Origin of the sequence: Tardiphaga sp. 285_C5_N1_2 (assembly GCF_052076065.1) — a bacterium.
In the GTDB taxonomy this organism is placed as follows: Bacteria; Pseudomonadota; Alphaproteobacteria; order Rhizobiales; family Xanthobacteraceae; genus Tardiphaga; species Tardiphaga robiniae.
The window spans coordinates 6025637-6041368 of sequence record NZ_CP197241.1; the positions used below are offsets into that span (position 1 = coordinate 6025637).

Sequence of the window (15732 nt, forward strand, 5' to 3'; positions counted from 1 at the left end):
GGTGTCGCACATTGGTGTCGCTAACACGTTCATGCCCTCAAACGCCAGAAGGCGGCCCTTCATAGGCCGCCTTCTGTTCACTAGCCACTCACTTCGCGGTGAGGCACTACGTCACACCACGTATGGGCGTCAGGCTGCAAGCTGACGCAGCACGTAATGCAGGATGCCGCCATTGCGGTAATATTCGAGCTCGTCCAGCGTATCGATGCGGCAGAGCAGCGTCTCCTTGTGGAGTGAGCCATCGGCCGACACGATTTCCGCCACCATCTGCTGGCGCGGCTTGATGTCGCCGGTCAGGCCGCGGATCGTGACCTTCTCGTCGCCCTTGAGGCCGAGTTTCTTCCACGATGAGCCGTTCTCGAAGGTTAGCGGCAGAATGCCCATGCCGACCAGATTGGATCGATGAATACGTTCGAAGCTTTCGGTAATCACGGCGCGAACGCCGAGCAGACGGGTGCCCTTCGCAGCCCAGTCGCGCGACGAACCGTTGCCGTATTCGGCACCGCCGAACACGACCAGCGGCACTTGTTCGGCCTGATACTTCATCGCGGCGTCGTAGATCGACATGGCTTCTCCATCGGGCCAGTGCTTGGTCATGCCGCCTTCCGGCACGTTGCCGTCAGCACCCTGCATCATGAAGTTCTTGATGCGGATATTGGCAAAGGTGCCGCGCATCATCACTTCGTGGTTGCCGCGGCGCGTGCCGTACTGGTTGAAGTCGGCCGGGCGCACCTGGTGCTCCGACAGATACTTGCCCGCGGGTGAGGTGAGCTTGATCGAACCGGCAGGCGAGATGTGGTCGGTAGTGATCTTGTCGCCGAACAGAGCCAGGATGCGCGCGTCGATGATGTCGGTGGTCGGCTCCGGTTCCTTCTTCATGCCTTCGAAGTAGGGTGGGTTCTGCACATAGGTCGAACCCATGTTCCACTTGTAGGTCTCGCTCTCGACCGTCTTGATCTTGCGCCAGTTGGCATCGCCGTCGAACACGTTTGCGTACTTCTTCTTGAAGATCGTCGACGTCACGTACTTCTTGATGAAGGCGTTGATATCCTTCGTGGTCGGCCAGATGTCTTTCAGGAACACCGGCTTGCCATCCTTGCCTTCGCCGATCGGCTCGACCGCTAGATTCTTGGTCACCGTACCGGCAAGTGCGTGCGCGACGACCAGCGGCGGCGAGGCGAGGTAGTTTGCCTGCACGTCCGGCGAGACGCGACCCTCGAAGTTACGGTTGCCCGAAAGAACCGCTGCGGCAACGATGCCGTTGTCGTTGATCGACTTCGAAATCTCCGGCGGCAGCGGGCCGGAATTGCCGATACAGGTGGTGCAGCCGAAGCCGACGAGGTTGAAGCCGATCTTGTCGAGATCGAGCTGCAAGCCGGAATTGGCGAGATATTCAGCGACGACCTGCGAGCCCGGCGCCAGCGAGGTCTTCACCCACGGCTTGGTCTTGAGGCCCTTGGCCACGGCGTTACGTGCCAGCAGGCCGGCGGCGATCAGCACGCTCGGATTCGAGGTGTTGGTGCAGGAGGTGATGGCAGCGATCACCACGTCGCCATGGCCGACATCGAAGTTCTTGCCCTCGACGGGGAAGCGCGCGTTGTGGTTATCCGGCTTCTTGTATTCGGTGGTTAGCGCGGCAGAGAAGCCATCGGCGATGGCGGGCAGTGCGACGCGGCCTTCCGGACGCTTCGGGCCGGCCATCGAGGGTACGACGTCGCCGAGATCGAGCTTCAGCGTTTCGGTGAACACCGGATCGGGCGACTTGGCGGTGCGGTACAGGCCCTGCGCCTTGGCATAAGCGGCAACCAGTGCGACACGCGCCGATTTGCGGCCCGAAGTTTTCAGATAGTCGATGGTGGCGGCATCGACCGGGAAGAAGCCGCAGGTCGCGCCATATTCCGGCGCCATATTTCCGATTGTCGCCTTGTCAGCGACCGACATGGCGTCGAGGCCGGGGCCGTAGAATTCCACGAACTTGCCGACGACGCCCTGCTTGCGCAGCATCTGGGTGACGGTGAGCACGAGGTCGGTGGCGGTGACGCCTTCCTTGAGTGCGCCCGACAGCTTGAAGCCGACCACGTCGGGCAGCAGCATCGACTGCGGCTGGCCGAGCATCGCGGCTTCCGCCTCGATGCCGCCGACGCCCCAGCCGAGCACGGCGAGGCCGTTGACCATGGTGGTGTGCGAGTCGGTGCCGACCAGCGTGTCCGGATAGGCGACCTCGAAGGTGGCGGTCTTCTTACCGACCGTCATCTTCTGCTTCTTCGTCCAGACGGTCTGGGCGAGATATTCGAGATTGACCTGGTGGCAGATGCCGGTGCCGGGCGGCACGACGGAGAAATTCGAGAACGCGCTCTGGCCCCACTTCAGGAACTCGTAGCGCTCCTTGTTCTGCTTGTACTCTTCGGCGACGTTCTTGCCGAACGCCTTGTTGTCACCGAAGAAGTTCACGATCACCGAGTGGTCGATGACCAGATCGACCGGGACCAGCGGGTTGATCTTCTTGGGATCGCCCTTCAGCGCCTGCATCGCATTACGCATGGCCGCAAGATCGACTACCGCGGGGACGCCAGTGAAGTCCTGCATCAGCACGCGCGCAGGGCGGAACGAGATTTCGTGCTCGAGCTTGCGCTTCTTCAGCCATTTCGAGAAAGCAACGATGTCTTCCTTCTTGACGCTGCGGCCGTCCTCGTTGCGCAGCAGATTCTCGAGCAGGACCTTCATCGAATAGGGCAGCTTCGAAATGCCTGTCAGACCATTTTTCTCAGCGAGCGGCAGGCTGTAGTACACGTAAGTTTTAGCGCCCACCTTGAGGGTTTTTTGGCACTTGAAACTGTCGAGCGAGGTCATGTGAAGGGGTCCCAATTCAGTTGACCGATACCCGGAAAAGGGTATCGAGACACCGTCGGCGGAGAAGGCCGGTTTGCTTGCAGGCGCCGATTGTGTGCTGCATCAAGTTCCGACTTATAGAATCTTTCTAGAACCGCTGCCATATCGACAATCGTTTGCAGCCCTGCGAAATGATGCAACAACGCCGCGGCGACCTCTGAGCCAAATCAGATGGTCATGGAAGGGTTAAGATGCGGCTCTCGGGGCGCAATTTACGATGCCTGCGGGGCGGCCGCGAAGTCTTCGCCGGGCTCGATTTCGATGCCACGGCAGGCACGGCCGTGGCGGTCATTGGCCCTAACGGGGCAGGCAAAACCTCATTGCTGCGGTTGATCGCAGGCCTGCTGGCGCCCGCCGAGGGCTCCATCACTCTCGAGGGCGGCGACGGCGAAATGACTGTTGCCGAACAGGCCCATTACCTGGGCCACCGCGACGCCATGAAGCCGGCTTTGACGGTGACGGAAAACCTGACCTTCTGGGCCGACTTCCTCGGTGGCACGCCGGCCGATCCAGCCACGTGCATTGCAGCAGTAGGTCTCTCCCATGCCGCAGCATTGCCCGCGGGTTTCTTGTCGGCCGGCCAGCGTCGCCGGCTGTCGATTGCGCGATTGCTGACCGTCCGCCGGCCGATCTGGCTGCTCGACGAACCGACCGCAGCGCTGGATCTCGCCAGCCAGCGAGTGTTTGCGGGGCTGATGACAGATCATCTCGCATCGGGCGGGCTGGTTATTGCCGCGACCCATGGTCCGCTCGGCATTCCCGCCCGGGAGTTGCGCATCGGGGGCGAGGCGTGAGTGCCCTTGGCGCGTTGATTCGACGCGATATCCGCATTGCCGTCCGGGTTGGCGGCGGGGCGCTGATCGGTGTGCTCTTCTTTCTGACGGTTGTCGTCCTGATGCCTTTCGCGCTGGGGCCGGATCTGGCGCTGCTGGCACGGCTGGGGCCGGCGATTCTTTGGCTCGGGGCGCTGCTCGCGAGCCTGCTGACGCTGGACCGGTTGTTTACCGCCGATCACGACGATGGCTCGCTGGATCTCATTCTGATGAGCCGGACGCCACTGGAACTCGCCTGCGCCGCCAAGGCTCTTGCACACTGGCTGGCCGCGGGCGTGCCGCTGATCGTCGCGACGCCAGTGTTGGGGCTGCTGCTCAATCTCGACGGATCGGCGACGCTGGCGGTCGCCCTGACGCTGTTGGCGGGCACGCCGGCGCTGACCTTCACCGGTATGATCGGGGCCGCGCTGGCGGTGACGCTGCAGCGCGGAGGGCTCTTGCTGGCGGTGCTGGTGTTGCCGTTATCGATACCGGTGCTGATTTTCGGCGTTGCGGCCTCCAATGCGGCCATCGCCGGACAGTTGTCATTCTCGACGCCATTCTCGATCCTCTGCGCGCTATCGCTGGCGAGCCTCGTGATCGGGCCTTTCGCGGCGGCGGCGAGCCTGCGGCATGGACTGGATTGAGACAGTTGGATGGATCACGACAGGCCGAGACACTGGATTGACCTGGGTCAACTCGTCGCGAGCCGTGTTGAACGAGAATAAGTTGCATTGATCGCGGACAGGGCCGCGACTATTGGAAATGCCATGACGCTGACCGAACTCGCCAATCCAACCCGGTTCCTGTCGCTCGCCACCCGCATCCTGCCGTGGCTGGCGATGGCGACGGGCATTCTGCTTGCGATCGGCTTGTATCAGTCGGCCATGGCCCCCGATGACTATCAGCAGGGCGCCACCGTCAAGATCATGTTCATCCATGTGCCCAATGCCTGGCTGTCGATGTTCGTCTGGGGCGTCATGAGCGTGGCATCGCTGGGCACGCTGGTGTGGCGGCATCCGCTCGCCGACGTCGCCGCCAAATCCGCAGCACCGATCGGCGCGGCCTTCACCTTTCTCGCATTGGTCACGGGTTCGCTGTGGGGCCGGCCGATGTGGGGTACCTATTGGGAATGGGACGCCCGACTGACTTCGGTGCTCATTCTGTTTCTGATGTATCTCGGCCTGATCGCGCTGTGGCGCGCCGTCGAAGATCCATCGCGGGCGGCGCGCGCCGCGGCGGTGCTGACCTTGGTCGGCGCCATCAATATTCCGATCATCAAGTTCTCGGTCGATTGGTGGAATACGCTGCATCAGCCTGCGTCGGTGATGAAGATGGGCGGCTCGTCGCTCGACAAGTCGTTTCTGATCCCACTGCTGGTGATGGCGGTGGCATTCTCGCTGCTGTTCATCACACTGCATCTCGCGGCCATGCGTAACGAGATCCTGCGGCGCCGCCTGCGTGCGCTGCAGATGCTGCAGGCCTCAAAGCCGGTGGCACTCCCGTGATGGCGCTTGGTCCCTACGCATCTTTCATCGTCACGTCCTACGCGCTGGTCGCAGCGGTGGTGCTGATCCTCATCGTGTGGATCGCCATCGATCATCGTCGCGTCCGCGCGCGGCTGCATGAGTTGGAATCCTCCGGCGTGGCGCGGCGCTCGGGTCGTGGTGCGACGGATCTCACATGACCACGCAAGCCACTCCGAAGCGCCGCTGGATGCTCGCACTGCCTCTGCTGATCTTTGCCGCGCTCGCGGCGCTGTTCTGGTTTCGGCTCGGAGCCGACCCCGCGAAACTGCCCTCGGCATTGATCGGCCGCGCCGCGCCACAGACGACATTACCGGCACTGGAAGGCCTTACCGATAGCGGTGCGCTGGTGCCGGGTCTCGATCCCGCAGCCTTCAAGGGCAAGGTCAGTCTCGTCAATGTCTGGGCATCGTGGTGTGTGCCGTGCCACGAGGAGGCGCCGCTGCTGACAGAACTCGGCAAGGACAAACGGCTGCAACTGGTCGGCATCAACTACAAGGACGCACCGGACAACGCGCGCCGCTTTCTCGGTCGTTACGGCAATCCGTTCGGCATCGTCGGCGTCGACGGCAACGGCCGCGCCGCGATCGAATGGGGCGTCTATGGCGTGCCCGAAACCTTCATCGTCGGCCGCGACGGTCGCATCGCCTACAAGATGGTTGGCGGCATCACGCAGGAAAACTACGAGCGCGTGCTGAAGGTCGAGATCGACAAGGCGCTGCAGGCAGGGTCCTGAGCGCAATCCTCATCATGAGCAAGCCGGCTTAACTACCAAAATAAACTTCAGCTTTTATCTGCGGTTCATTTTCGCGCCATGGCGGCGCCATGAATCCGCAGCTAGCTTGATGGCGTTACTTAACCGTCCTTGGAGGGACACCACGATGCGCCATTTCAAATTTGCTACTTTGACCGCTGCCGCTCTCACTCTGGGTCTGCTCGCATCCGCGCCGTCGATGGCGCAGTCGCCGCAGCCTGCTGCTCCCGCCGGCAAGATGGCTCCGGCCGCCACATCCAAGATGGCGCCTGCCAGCGAATCGAAGATGGCTCCGGCACCGAAGGCTGAACTGCTTGATCTCAACTCGGCGAGTGTCGAGGCGCTCGAGGCTCTGCCCGGCATCGGCAAGGCCTATTCGGCGGCCATCGTCAAAGGCCGTCCGTATAAGGGCAAGGACGAACTCGTGCAGAAGAAGATCGTGCCCGAGAAGACCTATGACGGCATCAAGGACAAGGTCATCGCCAAGCAGAAGAGCTAGGCGCGATCGCTTCGCTCGTCCGGAAACGCATCGGCGCAGCCGCGCCGGTGCGTTTTCTTTTGCGGTCCATCACGATCAGCCGATAACGCTGTCCTTCACCACATCGCCCAATGCGGCGAAGTCCGCCTTGCGCGGAGACGTCCGGCGAAAGGCGAGGCCGATGGTGCGGCCGGGCTGCGGATTCTCCAACCGCAGGAATTTGACGCGCTGGTCGCGTTGTTCGACATCGGCGGCGATCTGCGGAATCAATGTCACGCCATAGCCGCTGGCGACCATCTGCATCACCGTGGAGAGGCTGGACGCAGCGAAGGCCATGCCGTTGCCGCCGGACTGATGGCCGCGCGCTGCGGTGGCGCAGAAGGCCAGCGCCTGATCGCGCAGGCAGTGGCCGTCCTCCAGCAGGATCAGTCGGCTCTGGTCGATCTCCATCGCCTTGATGCGTTTGTCGGCCGGGCGGGGATCGTCTGCCGGCACCGCGAGCAGGAACAGATCGTCGAACAATTTGGCCGTATCGATCTCAGGCTCACCAAGCGGCAGCGCCAGCATCGCGGCATCGAGTGCGCCTGATTTGATATCGTCGACCAGTTGCCTGGTTTGCGTCTCGCGCAGCTCCAGCCGCAATTCCGGAAACTGTTTCTGTAGCACCGGCAGGATCCGCGGCAGCAGATACGGCGCCAGCGACGGGATCACGCCGAGCGTCAGCCGCCCGGTCAGGAGTCCGCCGCGATGCCGCGCAAAGTCCACCAGGTCGCGCGAGGCCGCCAGCACGTCCTCGCCGCGCCGCGCCACTTCGCGCCCGACATCGGTCAGCATCACCTCGCCAGGCCGGCGCTCCACCACCTTGACGCCCAGCGTCCGTTCGAGGTCGCGTATCTGCATCGACAGCGCAGGCTGGGTGACGTTGCAGGCCTCGGCCGCGCGGCCGAAATGGCCGTGTTTGGCGAGCGCGGCGAGATAGCGGAGCTGGCGGAGCGTGATCATGGATCATCAGATAAACTGATCGGAGGGAGAAGACAATTCGACTGGACCTGATCTAAGAATTCTTCCAATCTCTCGTCACGAAATCCAATTAGGGTGAGCGCCAAGCTCGCCGAGGAATTCGGCAGACAATTGAAATTAGACAGCTTTTGGAAAATTTGAGCGGTTTTTGAAGGCGATCCGGTGTGTCGGTGTTGCCTGGGACGGCTCATATTCCAAACAGCCAGAAGGAGAGACTGATGGACACGACGAATGAGAATGGCGCCGGCAAGTGCCCCGTTGCGCATACCCCCGCTGCCCGGGCTAATCGTGACTGGTGGCCGAACAAGCTAGACCTGTCGATTCTCCACCAGCACTCGTCGCTGTCCGATCCGATGGGCGATGCGTTTAACTACGCCGAGGAATTCAAGAAGCTTGATTACGAGGCGTTGAAAAACGACCTGCGCAAGCTGATGACCGATTCGCAGGATTGGTGGCCGGCTGATTTCGGACATTACGGTCCGCAGTTCATCCGCATGTCGTGGCACGCTGCCGGCACCTATCGGCTCAGCGATGGCCGCGGTGGTGGCGGTCGCGGTCAGCAGCGTTTCGCTCCGCTCAATTCTTGGCCGGACAACGTCAACATCGACAAGTCACGCCGCCTCCTGTGGCCGATCAAGCAGAAATACGGCAACAAGATCTCGTGGGCCGACCTGCTGATCCTGACCGGCAACGTGGCGCTGGAGACCATGGGTTTTCGCACCTTCGGTTTCGCGGCCGGTCGTGCCGACGTCTGGGAGCCTGATCAGGACGTGAATTGGGGTCCCGAATCCACGTGGCTGTCCCACCGGTCGCTCGACAAGTTCGAAGCTCCGCTTAGTGCCACGGAAATGGGCCTGATTTATGTGAATCCGGAAGGTCCGGGTGCCAGCGGCGATCCGGTTGCGGCCGCCAGCTTCATCCGCGAGACCTTCAAGCGCATGGCGATGAACGACGAGGAAACCGTGGCGCTGATCGCCGGCGGTCACACCTTCGGTAAGACCCATGGCGCTGCGCCTGAGTCCCACAAGGGTCCGGAGCCTGAAGCTGCCGGCCTGGAAGCGCAGGGCCTGGGCTGGAAGAGCAACTACGGTACTGGATCCGGTGCAGACGCCGTTGGTAGCGGCATTGAGGTCACCTGGACGCAGACGCCGGCGCAGTGGAGCAACTTCTTCTTCGAGAACCTGTTCAAGTATGAATGGGTGCAGACCCGCAGCCCCGGTGGGGCCATCCAGTGGGAGGCCAAGGACGCCGAGGAAGTGATCCCCGACGCGCATGATCCATCGAAGAAGCACAAGCCGACCATGCTCACGACGGATCTGTCCCTGCGTCTGGACCCGGCCTATGAGAAAATCTCACGCCGCTTCCTGCAGAATCCGCAGGCCTTCGCTGAAGCTTTTGCTCGGGCCTGGTTCAAGCTGACTCATCGCGACATGGGTCCGCGCGTGCGTTATCTCGGTCCGGAAGTGCCCAAGGAAGAGTTGATCTGGCAGGATCCGATCCCTGCGGTTGACTATCCGGTGATCGACGACACCGACGTCTCTGCGCTCAAGGCCAAGCTGCTGGCATCGGGCCTGACCGTATCCGAATTGGTCAGCACGGCCTGGGCTTCGGCCTCCACCTTCCGTGGCGGCGACAAGCGTGGCGGTGCCAACGGCGCGCGCATCCGTCTGGCCCCTCAGAAGGACTGGGAGGTTAACCAGCCGGCTCAGCTAGCCAAGGTGTTGCAGGTGCTCGATGGAATCCGGAAGGAGTTCAACGCGGCGCAATCCGGTGACAAGCAGGTTTCGCTTGCCGACCTGATCGTCCTCGGCGGCAGCGCGGCGGTCGAGAAAGCCGCGAAGGATGCTGGCCTGGATGTAACCGTTCCGTTCTCTCCGGGGCGCGGCGACGCCTCGCAGGCGCAAACCGATGTGGAATCCTTCGAGGTGATGGAACCGGTCGCGGACGGCTTCCGTAACTACCTCAAGGGCACGTCTGCCGTACCGGCCGAAGTATCCTTGGTGGATCGCGCGCAGTTGCTGACGCTGACCGCTCCGGAAATGACGGTTCTCGTCGGCGGCTTGCGGGTACTCGGTGCGAATTCCGGGCAGTCCGTGCGCGGTGTCTTCACCAAGACACCGGAGACGTTGACCAACGACTTCTTCATCAACCTGCTCGACATGAGCACGGAGTGGAAGGCGGTCGATGGCTCGAACAACGTGTACGAGGGACGTGATCGCAAGAGCGGCGAAGTCAAGTGGACCGGTACACGCGCCGATCTGGTCTTCGGTTCGCACTCGCAGCTGCGTGCCTTCGCGGAGGTCTATGCAAGCGCCGACGCCAAGCAGAAGTTCGTGAAGGACTTCGTCAAGGCTTGGGTGAAGGTGATGAACGCGGATCGTTTCGATCTTGTCGAGAAGCCGATACTGCAGGCGGCTGAGTAACCTCGGCCCGCCATCGTGAATATGAAAGCCCCTGCGACTATGTCGCGGGGGCTTTTTCTTGTCGCGCCGCGTCATACTCAACTGTCATCACTGACACTACCGGTTACTGGATCCCGCTTTCGCGGCGATGAGAGTTTCGAAGAGTCTGAACGCTCTGCGTCTTGCAGCTTTCTCCGAATCCCCGCACAAATGGCAAAATGTTTCTCCGGAGGATCTCCAGATGATGAAACTCTACTGGTCGCCGCGCTCGCGCTCATTCACGGCGCTTTGGCTGATGGAGGAAACCGGCGTCGCCTATGAGCGCGTGCTGACCGATATCTCCACCGGTGCGCAGCGCACGCTGGAATTCCTCGCCGTCAATCCGATGGGCAAGGTGCCGGCTCTGCAGGATGGCGACGCCACTATGGCCGAGGCTGCGGCAATCTGCGCTTATGTGGCGGAACGCTACCCCGAGGCGAAGCTGGCGCCCCCGCTCGGCGATTCTCATCGCGCGAAATATCTCTATTGGCTGTTCTTTGCGCCGGGCTGTATCGAACCGGCGATCGCACAGATCGCGACCAAGATGGAGCTGAATCCGGTGGCCGCGGGCTGGGGTGATGCGCAGCGCGTGTTCGATGTGCTCGAAGCCGCGCTTGATGAAGGCCCATGGATTCTCGGCGCGCAATTCTCTGCCGCCGATATCGCCATCGGTTCAGGACTGAACTTTGCCGTGCGCAATTTCAAGATGGTGCCGTCGCGCCCGGCGTTCGAGCGCTATCTCGATCGTTGCAGCGCCCGTCCGGCCTTCCAGCGTGCGATGGAATTTGCGTCGGGGGAAAAGACGTAAGGCGAATTACTCGCCTGCCTCTGCCTTCAACGCATCCGGATGCGGCATCGAGATGATGTTGTAGCCGGAGTCGACGAAATGCGTTTCGCCGGTCACGCCGCCGGAAAGATCCGACAGCAGATACAGCGCAGTGCCGCCGAGTTCTTCCAGTGTTACGCCACGGCCGAGCGGCGAATGTTTCTGCTGGAATGCGAACATCGCGCGGGAATCGCCGATGCCCGAGCCGGCCAGTGTACGTACCGGGCCAGCCGACACAGCGTTGACGCGAATGCCCTGGCGGCCAAAGTCAGATGCGAGATAACGCACCGAGGCTTCGAGAGCGGCCTTGGCAACGCCCATGACATTGTAGTTCGGCATCACGCGGGTCGATCCGCCAAAAGTTAGCGTGATCATGGCGCTGCCGGGCTTCATGATTTCCGACGCGCGCTTGGCGATTTCGGTGAAGGAGAAGCAGGAGATCACCATGGTGCGCGAGAAGTTCGCACGCGTGGTGTCGGCGTAGCGGCCCTTGAGTTCGTTCTTGTCGGAGAAACCGATGGCGTGGACCAGGAAATCCAGGCTGCCCCATTTCTCCTTGATCGCAGAGAACGTAGCATCGACGCTGGCGATGTCCTCGACGTCGCAGGGCAGGATCAGATCCGCATTGAGCGATTCCGCCAGCGGCTTGACGCGCTTGCCAAGCGCATCGCCTTGATAGGTGAAAGCCAGTTCGGCACCCTGCGCATGCAGGGCCTTGGCGATTCCCCACGCGATCGAATGATCATTGGCGACGCCCATGATCAATCCGCGCTTGCCCTGCATCAGTGATGGCATCGCGTTATGCGTCCATCCGCTTGAAGACCAGCGTGGCGTTGGTGCCGCCGAAGCCGAAGGAGTTCGACAGCACGGTGCCGACCTTCACATTGTCGATGCGCTTGCGCACGATCGGCATGTCGGCGAACACTGGATCGAGTTCGGTGATGTTGCCGCTCTCGCAGATAAACCCGTTCTGCATCATCAGCAGCGAGTAGATTGCTTCCTGCACGCCGGTGGCGCCGAGCGAGTGGCCGGTGAGGGCCTTGGTCGCCGAGATTGGCGGGCATTTCTCGCCAGTGCCGAACACGTTGCGGATCGCCTGCATTTCCGGCGGGTCGCCGGCTGGCGTCGAGGTCGCATGCGGGTTGATGTAGTCGATCTTGATGCCGCCGGTGGTGGCCAGCGCCATCTTCATGCAACGCTCTGCGCCTTCGCCGGATGGAGCGACCATGTCGTAACCGTCCGAGGTGGCGCCGTAGCCGATGATTTCGCCATAGATCTTGGCGCCGCGTGCTTTCGCATGCTCGAGTTCTTCGACCACGACCACGCCTGCGCCGCCGGCGATGACGAAACCGTCACGGCTGACGTCATAGGGACGCGAGGCCGTCGAAGGGGTGTCGTTATACTTCGAGGACATTGCGCCCATGGCGTCGAACAGCACCGAGAGCGACCAGTCGAGCTCCTCGCAGCCGCCGGCGAATACGACGTCCTGCTTGCCCCACTGGATCATCTCATAGGCATTGCCGATGCAGTGATTCGAGGTCGCGCAGGCGGAGGAGATCGAATAGTTCACGCCCTTGATCTTGAACCAGGTCGCGAGCGTGGCGGATGCCGTCGAGGACATCGCCTTCGGCACCGCGAACGGACCAACGCGCTTCGGACCCTTCGTTCGCGTGATGTCCGCGGCTTCGACGATGGTGCGTGCGGAAGGTCCGCCCGAGCCCATGATGATGCCGGTGCGCTCGTTCGAGATATCCGACTCTTCGAGGCCGGAGTCCTGGATCGCCTGTTCCATGGCGATGTGATTCCATGCGGCGCCTTCGCCGAGGAAGCGCATCGCGCGGCGGTCGATCACATCGGCCGGATTGATGGTCGGTGCGCCCTGCACCTGCGAACGGAAACCGAGCTCTGCGTATTTGTCGGCGCGCGTGATGCCCGACTTTGCCTCATGGAGGCTCGCAAGCACTTCCTGAGTGTTGTTTCCGATAGATGAGACAATGCCCATCCCCGTGACGACAACCCGCCTCATGATCGCCTCGCCCTTTGAATTACGTTGTTGTGGAACTGGCGGTCGCCCCCTCGGAGACCGCCGTTGAATGGCACCCGGTAGATCACGTTCCCGGCTGCAATGCGGCAGGTGCTTCCTGCTTGAACAGGCCGACCTTCAGGTCCTTGGCGCGATAGATAATCTCGCCATCGGCCGAAAGCGAGCCGTCGGCAATCCCCAACCACAATTTTGAACGCATCACGCGCTTGATATCGATGGTGTACACGACCTTTTTGACGTTCGGGAGAACCTGGCCGGAAAACTTCAGCTCGCTGAGCCCGAGCGCGCGACCGGGGCCGATGCCGCCCGACCAGCCCAGAAAGAACCCGACCATCTGCCACATGGCGTCCAGGCCGAGGCAGCCTGGCATGACCGGATCGCCCTTGAAGTGGCAGGCAAAGAACCAGAGGTCCGAATTGACGTCGAGTTCAGCGCGCACGAGACCCTTGCCGAATTCGCCGCCATCAGCCGTGATCTCGGTGATGCGGTCGAACATCAGCATCGGCGGCAGCGGCAATTGAGCATTGCCTGGTCCGAACAGCTCGCCGCGGCCGCAGGCCAGCAGGTCTTCATATGCGTAGCTGTTGCGTTGTTCCTGGATCATGCCGGCTTTCTGGGTCCATCGATGGTGGTGGCTACGCCGGGTTGGAGTCGCCACATATAGAATTGTTCCAAATGACGCGGGAACTTGCCCCGGTTGGGCGCTCTCTATCATAGGCTTATGGGGCGGCAAAGCGGCGGATCGCCTGCTATTGGCGGGTTATTGACCATGTTGCGATGCACTGCGGAAGCATCCCTTCTGATGCATGGCTCCTAGTTGCGAAAACCTTGCATCTGAGGCCCCGCCTTTCTATAATAGAAGGCTAATTCAGTGTTCTTTTTGAGTGTGAACGGCAGGATTACTGACGTGGATATGAGCGACAGCGTTTCAGTTCTAGATGACGCAGCTGCGGTTGCGGAAATCAATCATGGCCGTCAGCCGGCTTTGACTGGTTGCCCGTGGCATGACGTCAACGAGATGCTGCAGTCGGTCGGTCTGCGACCCACCCGTCAACGCATGGCGCTGGGCTGGCTGCTGTTCGGCAAGGGCGCGCGTCATCTCACTGCGGAAATGCTTTACGAGGAAGCGACCCTCGCCAAGGTGCCGGTGTCGCTGGCGACCGTTTACAACACGCTCAATCAGCTCACGGATTCCGGCCTGCTTCGTCAGGTCAGCGTCGATGGTACGAAGACCTATTTCGATACCAATGTGACCTCGCATCACCACTACTATCTCGAGAACAACCACGAGCTGGTCGATATTCCGGACCAGAACCTCGTGCTGACCAAGATGCCGGAAGTCCCCGAGGGCTTCGAGATCAGCCGCATCGACATGGTCGTTCGTCTGCGCAAAAAGCGCTAACGGCTTTATCCAAATTCTGAAGTTATTTGCGCCGCCGAATCGTTTTCGGCGGCGTTTGCTCGCCAGCTGCAGTCGTCGCCACGATCGCGCGGGCAAGGGAGCGGCCGGTGCATTCGTAGCCGGCTGCGGAATTGTGTAGTCCGTCCCAGGCCGTCAGCGCACTTATGGAGAGCCCTGCGTCTACTGCACGGCGCATCAGCTCGAAGCGCGAGAACAGCGGCACGCGTTCCTGCCGGGCGGCGTCAGCTATGCTCGCCTGCATCTTGGAATATTGCGATGCGAGAATAACCGGCGCGTATTGCTGATCCATCAGGACCACGTCGGCCCCGTCAGCCTTCAGCAGGCGGATGCCCTCGACGATCCTGCCGGTCAGGCTGTCCGCGCTTTGCAGCCAGGTCACGTCATTGGTGCCAATCTGCCAGATCACCAGATCCGGGCGATGCGCCAGCACATCGCGGTCGAAGCGGGCGATATTGCCGGGGATAGTGTCGGCGTTCCGCCCACTATTGATGACCTCCAGCCGCAGTCCCGGCTTCAGGCGTTGCAGCTCGCTCTGCAGCATGCCGGGATAGGTTTTGGCGGGGTCGGATTGCCACAGGCCGAGCGTCGAGGACGAGCCCATGGCGACGATCTTGAGCGGGCCACCGGTTTTGAGCGCAGCCACGGTGCGCGGAAGGGTCGCATCACCAGACAGCCGCTGATCCACAGCCAGACACGTCTCAGTGGCGGATTGCGCACGAGCCGGGCCGGACCATGGCAGCGCTGCCATGGCGACCACTGCGCCGGCGCAGGCCAAGCTCCCGATGCGGGATGTGCTCAGTTCACCTTCTCGTCGGCGTAGACGCCCCATAGCCGTTGCTGTTCGATCCAGCCATCAAAGCCGTTGCCGATCACCCGGCACCAGCCATTGTTGCAGCGCTTTACCTGCGCCACGACACCCGCCTGTAACCGCGCTGCGACGGCGCTGGTCGCATCCGGATTGTCGTAGATCGAGGCGAGTTCGTCCTTGGATTTCATGGTCACGACCGCGGTGCGGCGGCCGGACAGCAGCGAGTGATAGACCCAGCCCTCGGCGCCCTCGGAATCACGAACGCGGCGCCAGTTCTCGTATTCGGCGGTGATCTCTACCGGCAGGCCGGAGCGAGTATAGACCCAGGCGACATCGTTGTCCTTGGTGGGGCCGGCGCGGACATTAACGTGATCCGACTTGAGGCTGACGTAGCGCGGCACCGGCAGGCCGCTGGCGCCCAGCGGCGTGTCCTTGGCAGCGAGAGCCGGATCGATTGCTGCCGCGATCAGAGTACCCATCGCCAACATCGCACACGCAAATCGCCGGAACGCCATCAACCCCACCTCAACCCAATCCAAAGAACGCAAGTGCCGCCGCGCCGCACGCGCCTGTTGGGTTCTTGTTTTGGCTTGGTCTTCTGCTAGAGAGGACCGAAGGCCAAGGCACCAAAAAGGGTGTCGGGGAACCCGAGGAAACGGTGAATTCGCGGCTGCGGCAGTTTCGAACAACCGGGTTAATGCGGACTGAACG

At 61.8% G+C, this 15732-nt stretch carries 16 protein-coding genes; 9 read left to right on the forward strand and 7 right to left on the reverse strand.

Going from position 1 to position 15732, the window contains the following annotated elements:
* Positions 1-129: 129 nt before the first annotated feature.
* A complete protein-coding gene (gene acnA / locus AB7951_RS28560) occupies positions 130-2850 on the reverse strand; it encodes an aconitate hydratase AcnA (protein WP_120287614.1) in 2721 nt (906 codons plus the stop codon).
* Positions 2851-3080: 230 nt separating this feature from the next.
* On the opposite strand from acnA, the gene ccmA reads away from it, so the two are divergent.
* The 6 genes from ccmA (at position 3081) to AB7951_RS28590 (ending at position 6480) form a co-directional block, all read left to right on the forward strand.
* Positions 3081-3683 carry a heme ABC exporter ATP-binding protein CcmA gene (gene ccmA, locus AB7951_RS28565; protein ID WP_120287613.1) on the forward strand — a complete coding sequence of 201 codons (603 nt, stop codon included), beginning with the start codon at positions 3081-3083 and terminating at the stop codon, positions 3681-3683.
* Positions 3680-4348, forward strand: coding sequence for a heme exporter protein CcmB (gene ccmB, locus AB7951_RS28570; protein ID WP_093757742.1), 669 nt, complete (start codon positions 3680-3682; stop codon positions 4346-4348). The genes ccmA and ccmB overlap by 4 nt, the downstream gene beginning before the upstream one ends.
* Before the next feature lie 123 nt (positions 4349-4471).
* Positions 4472-5209, forward strand: a complete 738-nt coding sequence (locus AB7951_RS28575; RefSeq protein ID WP_089263301.1) for a heme ABC transporter permease — start codon at positions 4472-4474, stop codon at positions 5207-5209.
* Complete coding sequence (gene ccmD / locus AB7951_RS28580) at positions 5209-5388, forward strand: heme exporter protein CcmD (RefSeq protein ID WP_068730071.1); 180 nt, start codon at positions 5209-5211, stop codon at positions 5386-5388. The genes AB7951_RS28575 and ccmD overlap by 1 nt, the downstream gene beginning before the upstream one ends.
* Complete coding sequence (locus AB7951_RS28585) at positions 5385-5963, forward strand: DsbE family thiol:disulfide interchange protein (RefSeq protein WP_120287612.1); 579 nt, start codon at positions 5385-5387, stop codon at positions 5961-5963. Before ccmD ends, AB7951_RS28585 begins: the two co-directional genes overlap by 4 nt.
* A 145-nt stretch (positions 5964-6108) precedes the next feature.
* A complete protein-coding gene (locus AB7951_RS28590; protein ID WP_089263307.1) occupies positions 6109-6480 on the forward strand; it encodes a ComEA family DNA-binding protein in 372 nt (123 codons plus the stop codon).
* A gap of 75 nt (positions 6481-6555) precedes the next feature.
* On the opposite strand, the gene AB7951_RS28595 is transcribed toward AB7951_RS28590, so the two are convergent.
* Complete coding sequence (locus AB7951_RS28595; RefSeq protein WP_093757738.1) at positions 6556-7461, reverse strand: LysR substrate-binding domain-containing protein; 906 nt, start codon at positions 7459-7461, stop codon at positions 6556-6558.
* Between the two features lie 236 nt (positions 7462-7697).
* Between AB7951_RS28595 and katG the strand changes: the two genes are divergently transcribed.
* Together katG and AB7951_RS28605 are read left to right on the forward strand one after the other, a co-directional pair.
* Complete coding sequence (gene katG / locus AB7951_RS28600) at positions 7698-9902, forward strand: catalase/peroxidase HPI (RefSeq protein ID WP_120287611.1); 2205 nt, start codon at positions 7698-7700, stop codon at positions 9900-9902.
* Between the two features lie 220 nt (positions 9903-10122).
* The gene (locus AB7951_RS28605) at positions 10123-10728 is read left to right on the forward strand and encodes a glutathione S-transferase family protein (protein WP_089263313.1); all 606 of its coding nucleotides are present in this window, start codon (positions 10123-10125) and stop codon (positions 10726-10728) included.
* Between the two features lie 6 nt (positions 10729-10734).
* On the opposite strand, the gene fabI is transcribed toward AB7951_RS28605, so the two are convergent.
* The 3 genes from fabI to fabA all read right to left on the reverse strand — a co-directional run bounded on the left by fabI (position 10735) and on the right by fabA (position 13394).
* Complete coding sequence (fabI, locus tag AB7951_RS28610) at positions 10735-11541, reverse strand: enoyl-ACP reductase FabI (RefSeq protein ID WP_120287609.1); 807 nt, start codon at positions 11539-11541, stop codon at positions 10735-10737.
* Between the two features lie 4 nt (positions 11542-11545).
* Entirely contained in the window at positions 11546-12772 is a 1227-nt protein-coding gene (gene fabB, locus AB7951_RS28615; RefSeq protein ID WP_068730055.1) for a beta-ketoacyl-ACP synthase I, read from the reverse strand.
* A gap of 82 nt (positions 12773-12854) precedes the next feature.
* On the reverse strand, positions 12855-13394 hold the full coding sequence (fabA, locus tag AB7951_RS28620) for a bifunctional 3-hydroxydecanoyl-ACP dehydratase/trans-2-decenoyl-ACP isomerase (RefSeq protein WP_210269351.1): 540 nt from the start codon (positions 13392-13394) through the stop codon (positions 12855-12857).
* A 309-nt stretch (positions 13395-13703) separates the two neighbouring features.
* Here fabA and irrA point away from each other — a divergent pair, with 309 nt between their 5' ends.
* A complete protein-coding gene (gene irrA / locus AB7951_RS28625; RefSeq protein ID WP_089263317.1) occupies positions 13704-14192 on the forward strand; it encodes an iron response transcriptional regulator IrrA in 489 nt (162 codons plus the stop codon).
* Positions 14193-14214: 22 nt separating this feature from the next.
* Here the strand turns inward: irrA and AB7951_RS28630 are convergent, their stop codons facing one another.
* Entirely contained in the window at positions 14215-14961 is a 747-nt protein-coding gene (locus AB7951_RS28630; RefSeq protein ID WP_199711983.1) for an SGNH/GDSL hydrolase family protein, read from the reverse strand.
* Positions 14962-15008: 47 nt separating this feature from the next.
* Complete coding sequence (locus AB7951_RS28635) at positions 15009-15536, reverse strand: SH3 domain-containing protein (RefSeq protein WP_068730049.1); 528 nt, start codon at positions 15534-15536, stop codon at positions 15009-15011.
* Positions 15537-15732: the final 196 nt, after the last annotated feature.

What these genes read in the sequence shown, in the direction of transcription:
- fabB (WP_068730055.1), bottom strand. Translation starts at nt 12,772, where the DNA reads ATGAGGCGGGTTGTCGTCACGGGGATGGGCATTGTCTCATCTATCGGA.
- AB7951_RS28630 (WP_199711983.1), bottom strand. Translation starts at nt 14,961, where the DNA reads ATGGCAGCGCTGCCATGGTCCGGCCCGGCTCGTGCGCAATCCGCCACT.
- AB7951_RS28635 (WP_068730049.1), bottom strand. Translation starts at nt 15,536, where the DNA reads ATGGCGTTCCGGCGATTTGCGTGTGCGATGTTGGCGATGGGTACTCTG.
- AB7951_RS28595 (WP_093757738.1), bottom strand. Translation starts at nt 7,461, where the DNA reads ATGATCACGCTCCGCCAGCTCCGCTATCTCGCCGCGCTCGCCAAACAC.
- ccmD (WP_068730071.1), top strand. Translation starts at nt 5,209, where the DNA reads ATGGCGCTTGGTCCCTACGCATCTTTCATCGTCACGTCCTACGCGCTG.
- AB7951_RS28605 (WP_089263313.1), top strand. Translation starts at nt 10,123, where the DNA reads ATGATGAAACTCTACTGGTCGCCGCGCTCGCGCTCATTCACGGCGCTT.
- fabI (WP_120287609.1), bottom strand. Translation starts at nt 11,541, where the DNA reads ATGCCATCACTGATGCAGGGCAAGCGCGGATTGATCATGGGCGTCGCC.
- AB7951_RS28585 (WP_120287612.1), top strand. Translation starts at nt 5,385, where the DNA reads ATGACCACGCAAGCCACTCCGAAGCGCCGCTGGATGCTCGCACTGCCT.
- acnA (WP_120287614.1), bottom strand. Translation starts at nt 2,850, where the DNA reads ATGACCTCGCTCGACAGTTTCAAGTGCCAAAAAACCCTCAAGGTGGGC.
- fabA (WP_210269351.1), bottom strand. Translation starts at nt 13,394, where the DNA reads ATGATCCAGGAACAACGCAACAGCTACGCATATGAAGACCTGCTGGCC.
- AB7951_RS28575 (WP_089263301.1), top strand. Translation starts at nt 4,472, where the DNA reads ATGACGCTGACCGAACTCGCCAATCCAACCCGGTTCCTGTCGCTCGCC.
- katG (WP_120287611.1), top strand. Translation starts at nt 7,698, where the DNA reads ATGGACACGACGAATGAGAATGGCGCCGGCAAGTGCCCCGTTGCGCAT.
- ccmA (WP_120287613.1), top strand. Translation starts at nt 3,081, where the DNA reads ATGCGGCTCTCGGGGCGCAATTTACGATGCCTGCGGGGCGGCCGCGAA.
- AB7951_RS28590 (WP_089263307.1), top strand. Translation starts at nt 6,109, where the DNA reads ATGCGCCATTTCAAATTTGCTACTTTGACCGCTGCCGCTCTCACTCTG.
- irrA (WP_089263317.1), top strand. Translation starts at nt 13,704, where the DNA reads ATGAGCGACAGCGTTTCAGTTCTAGATGACGCAGCTGCGGTTGCGGAA.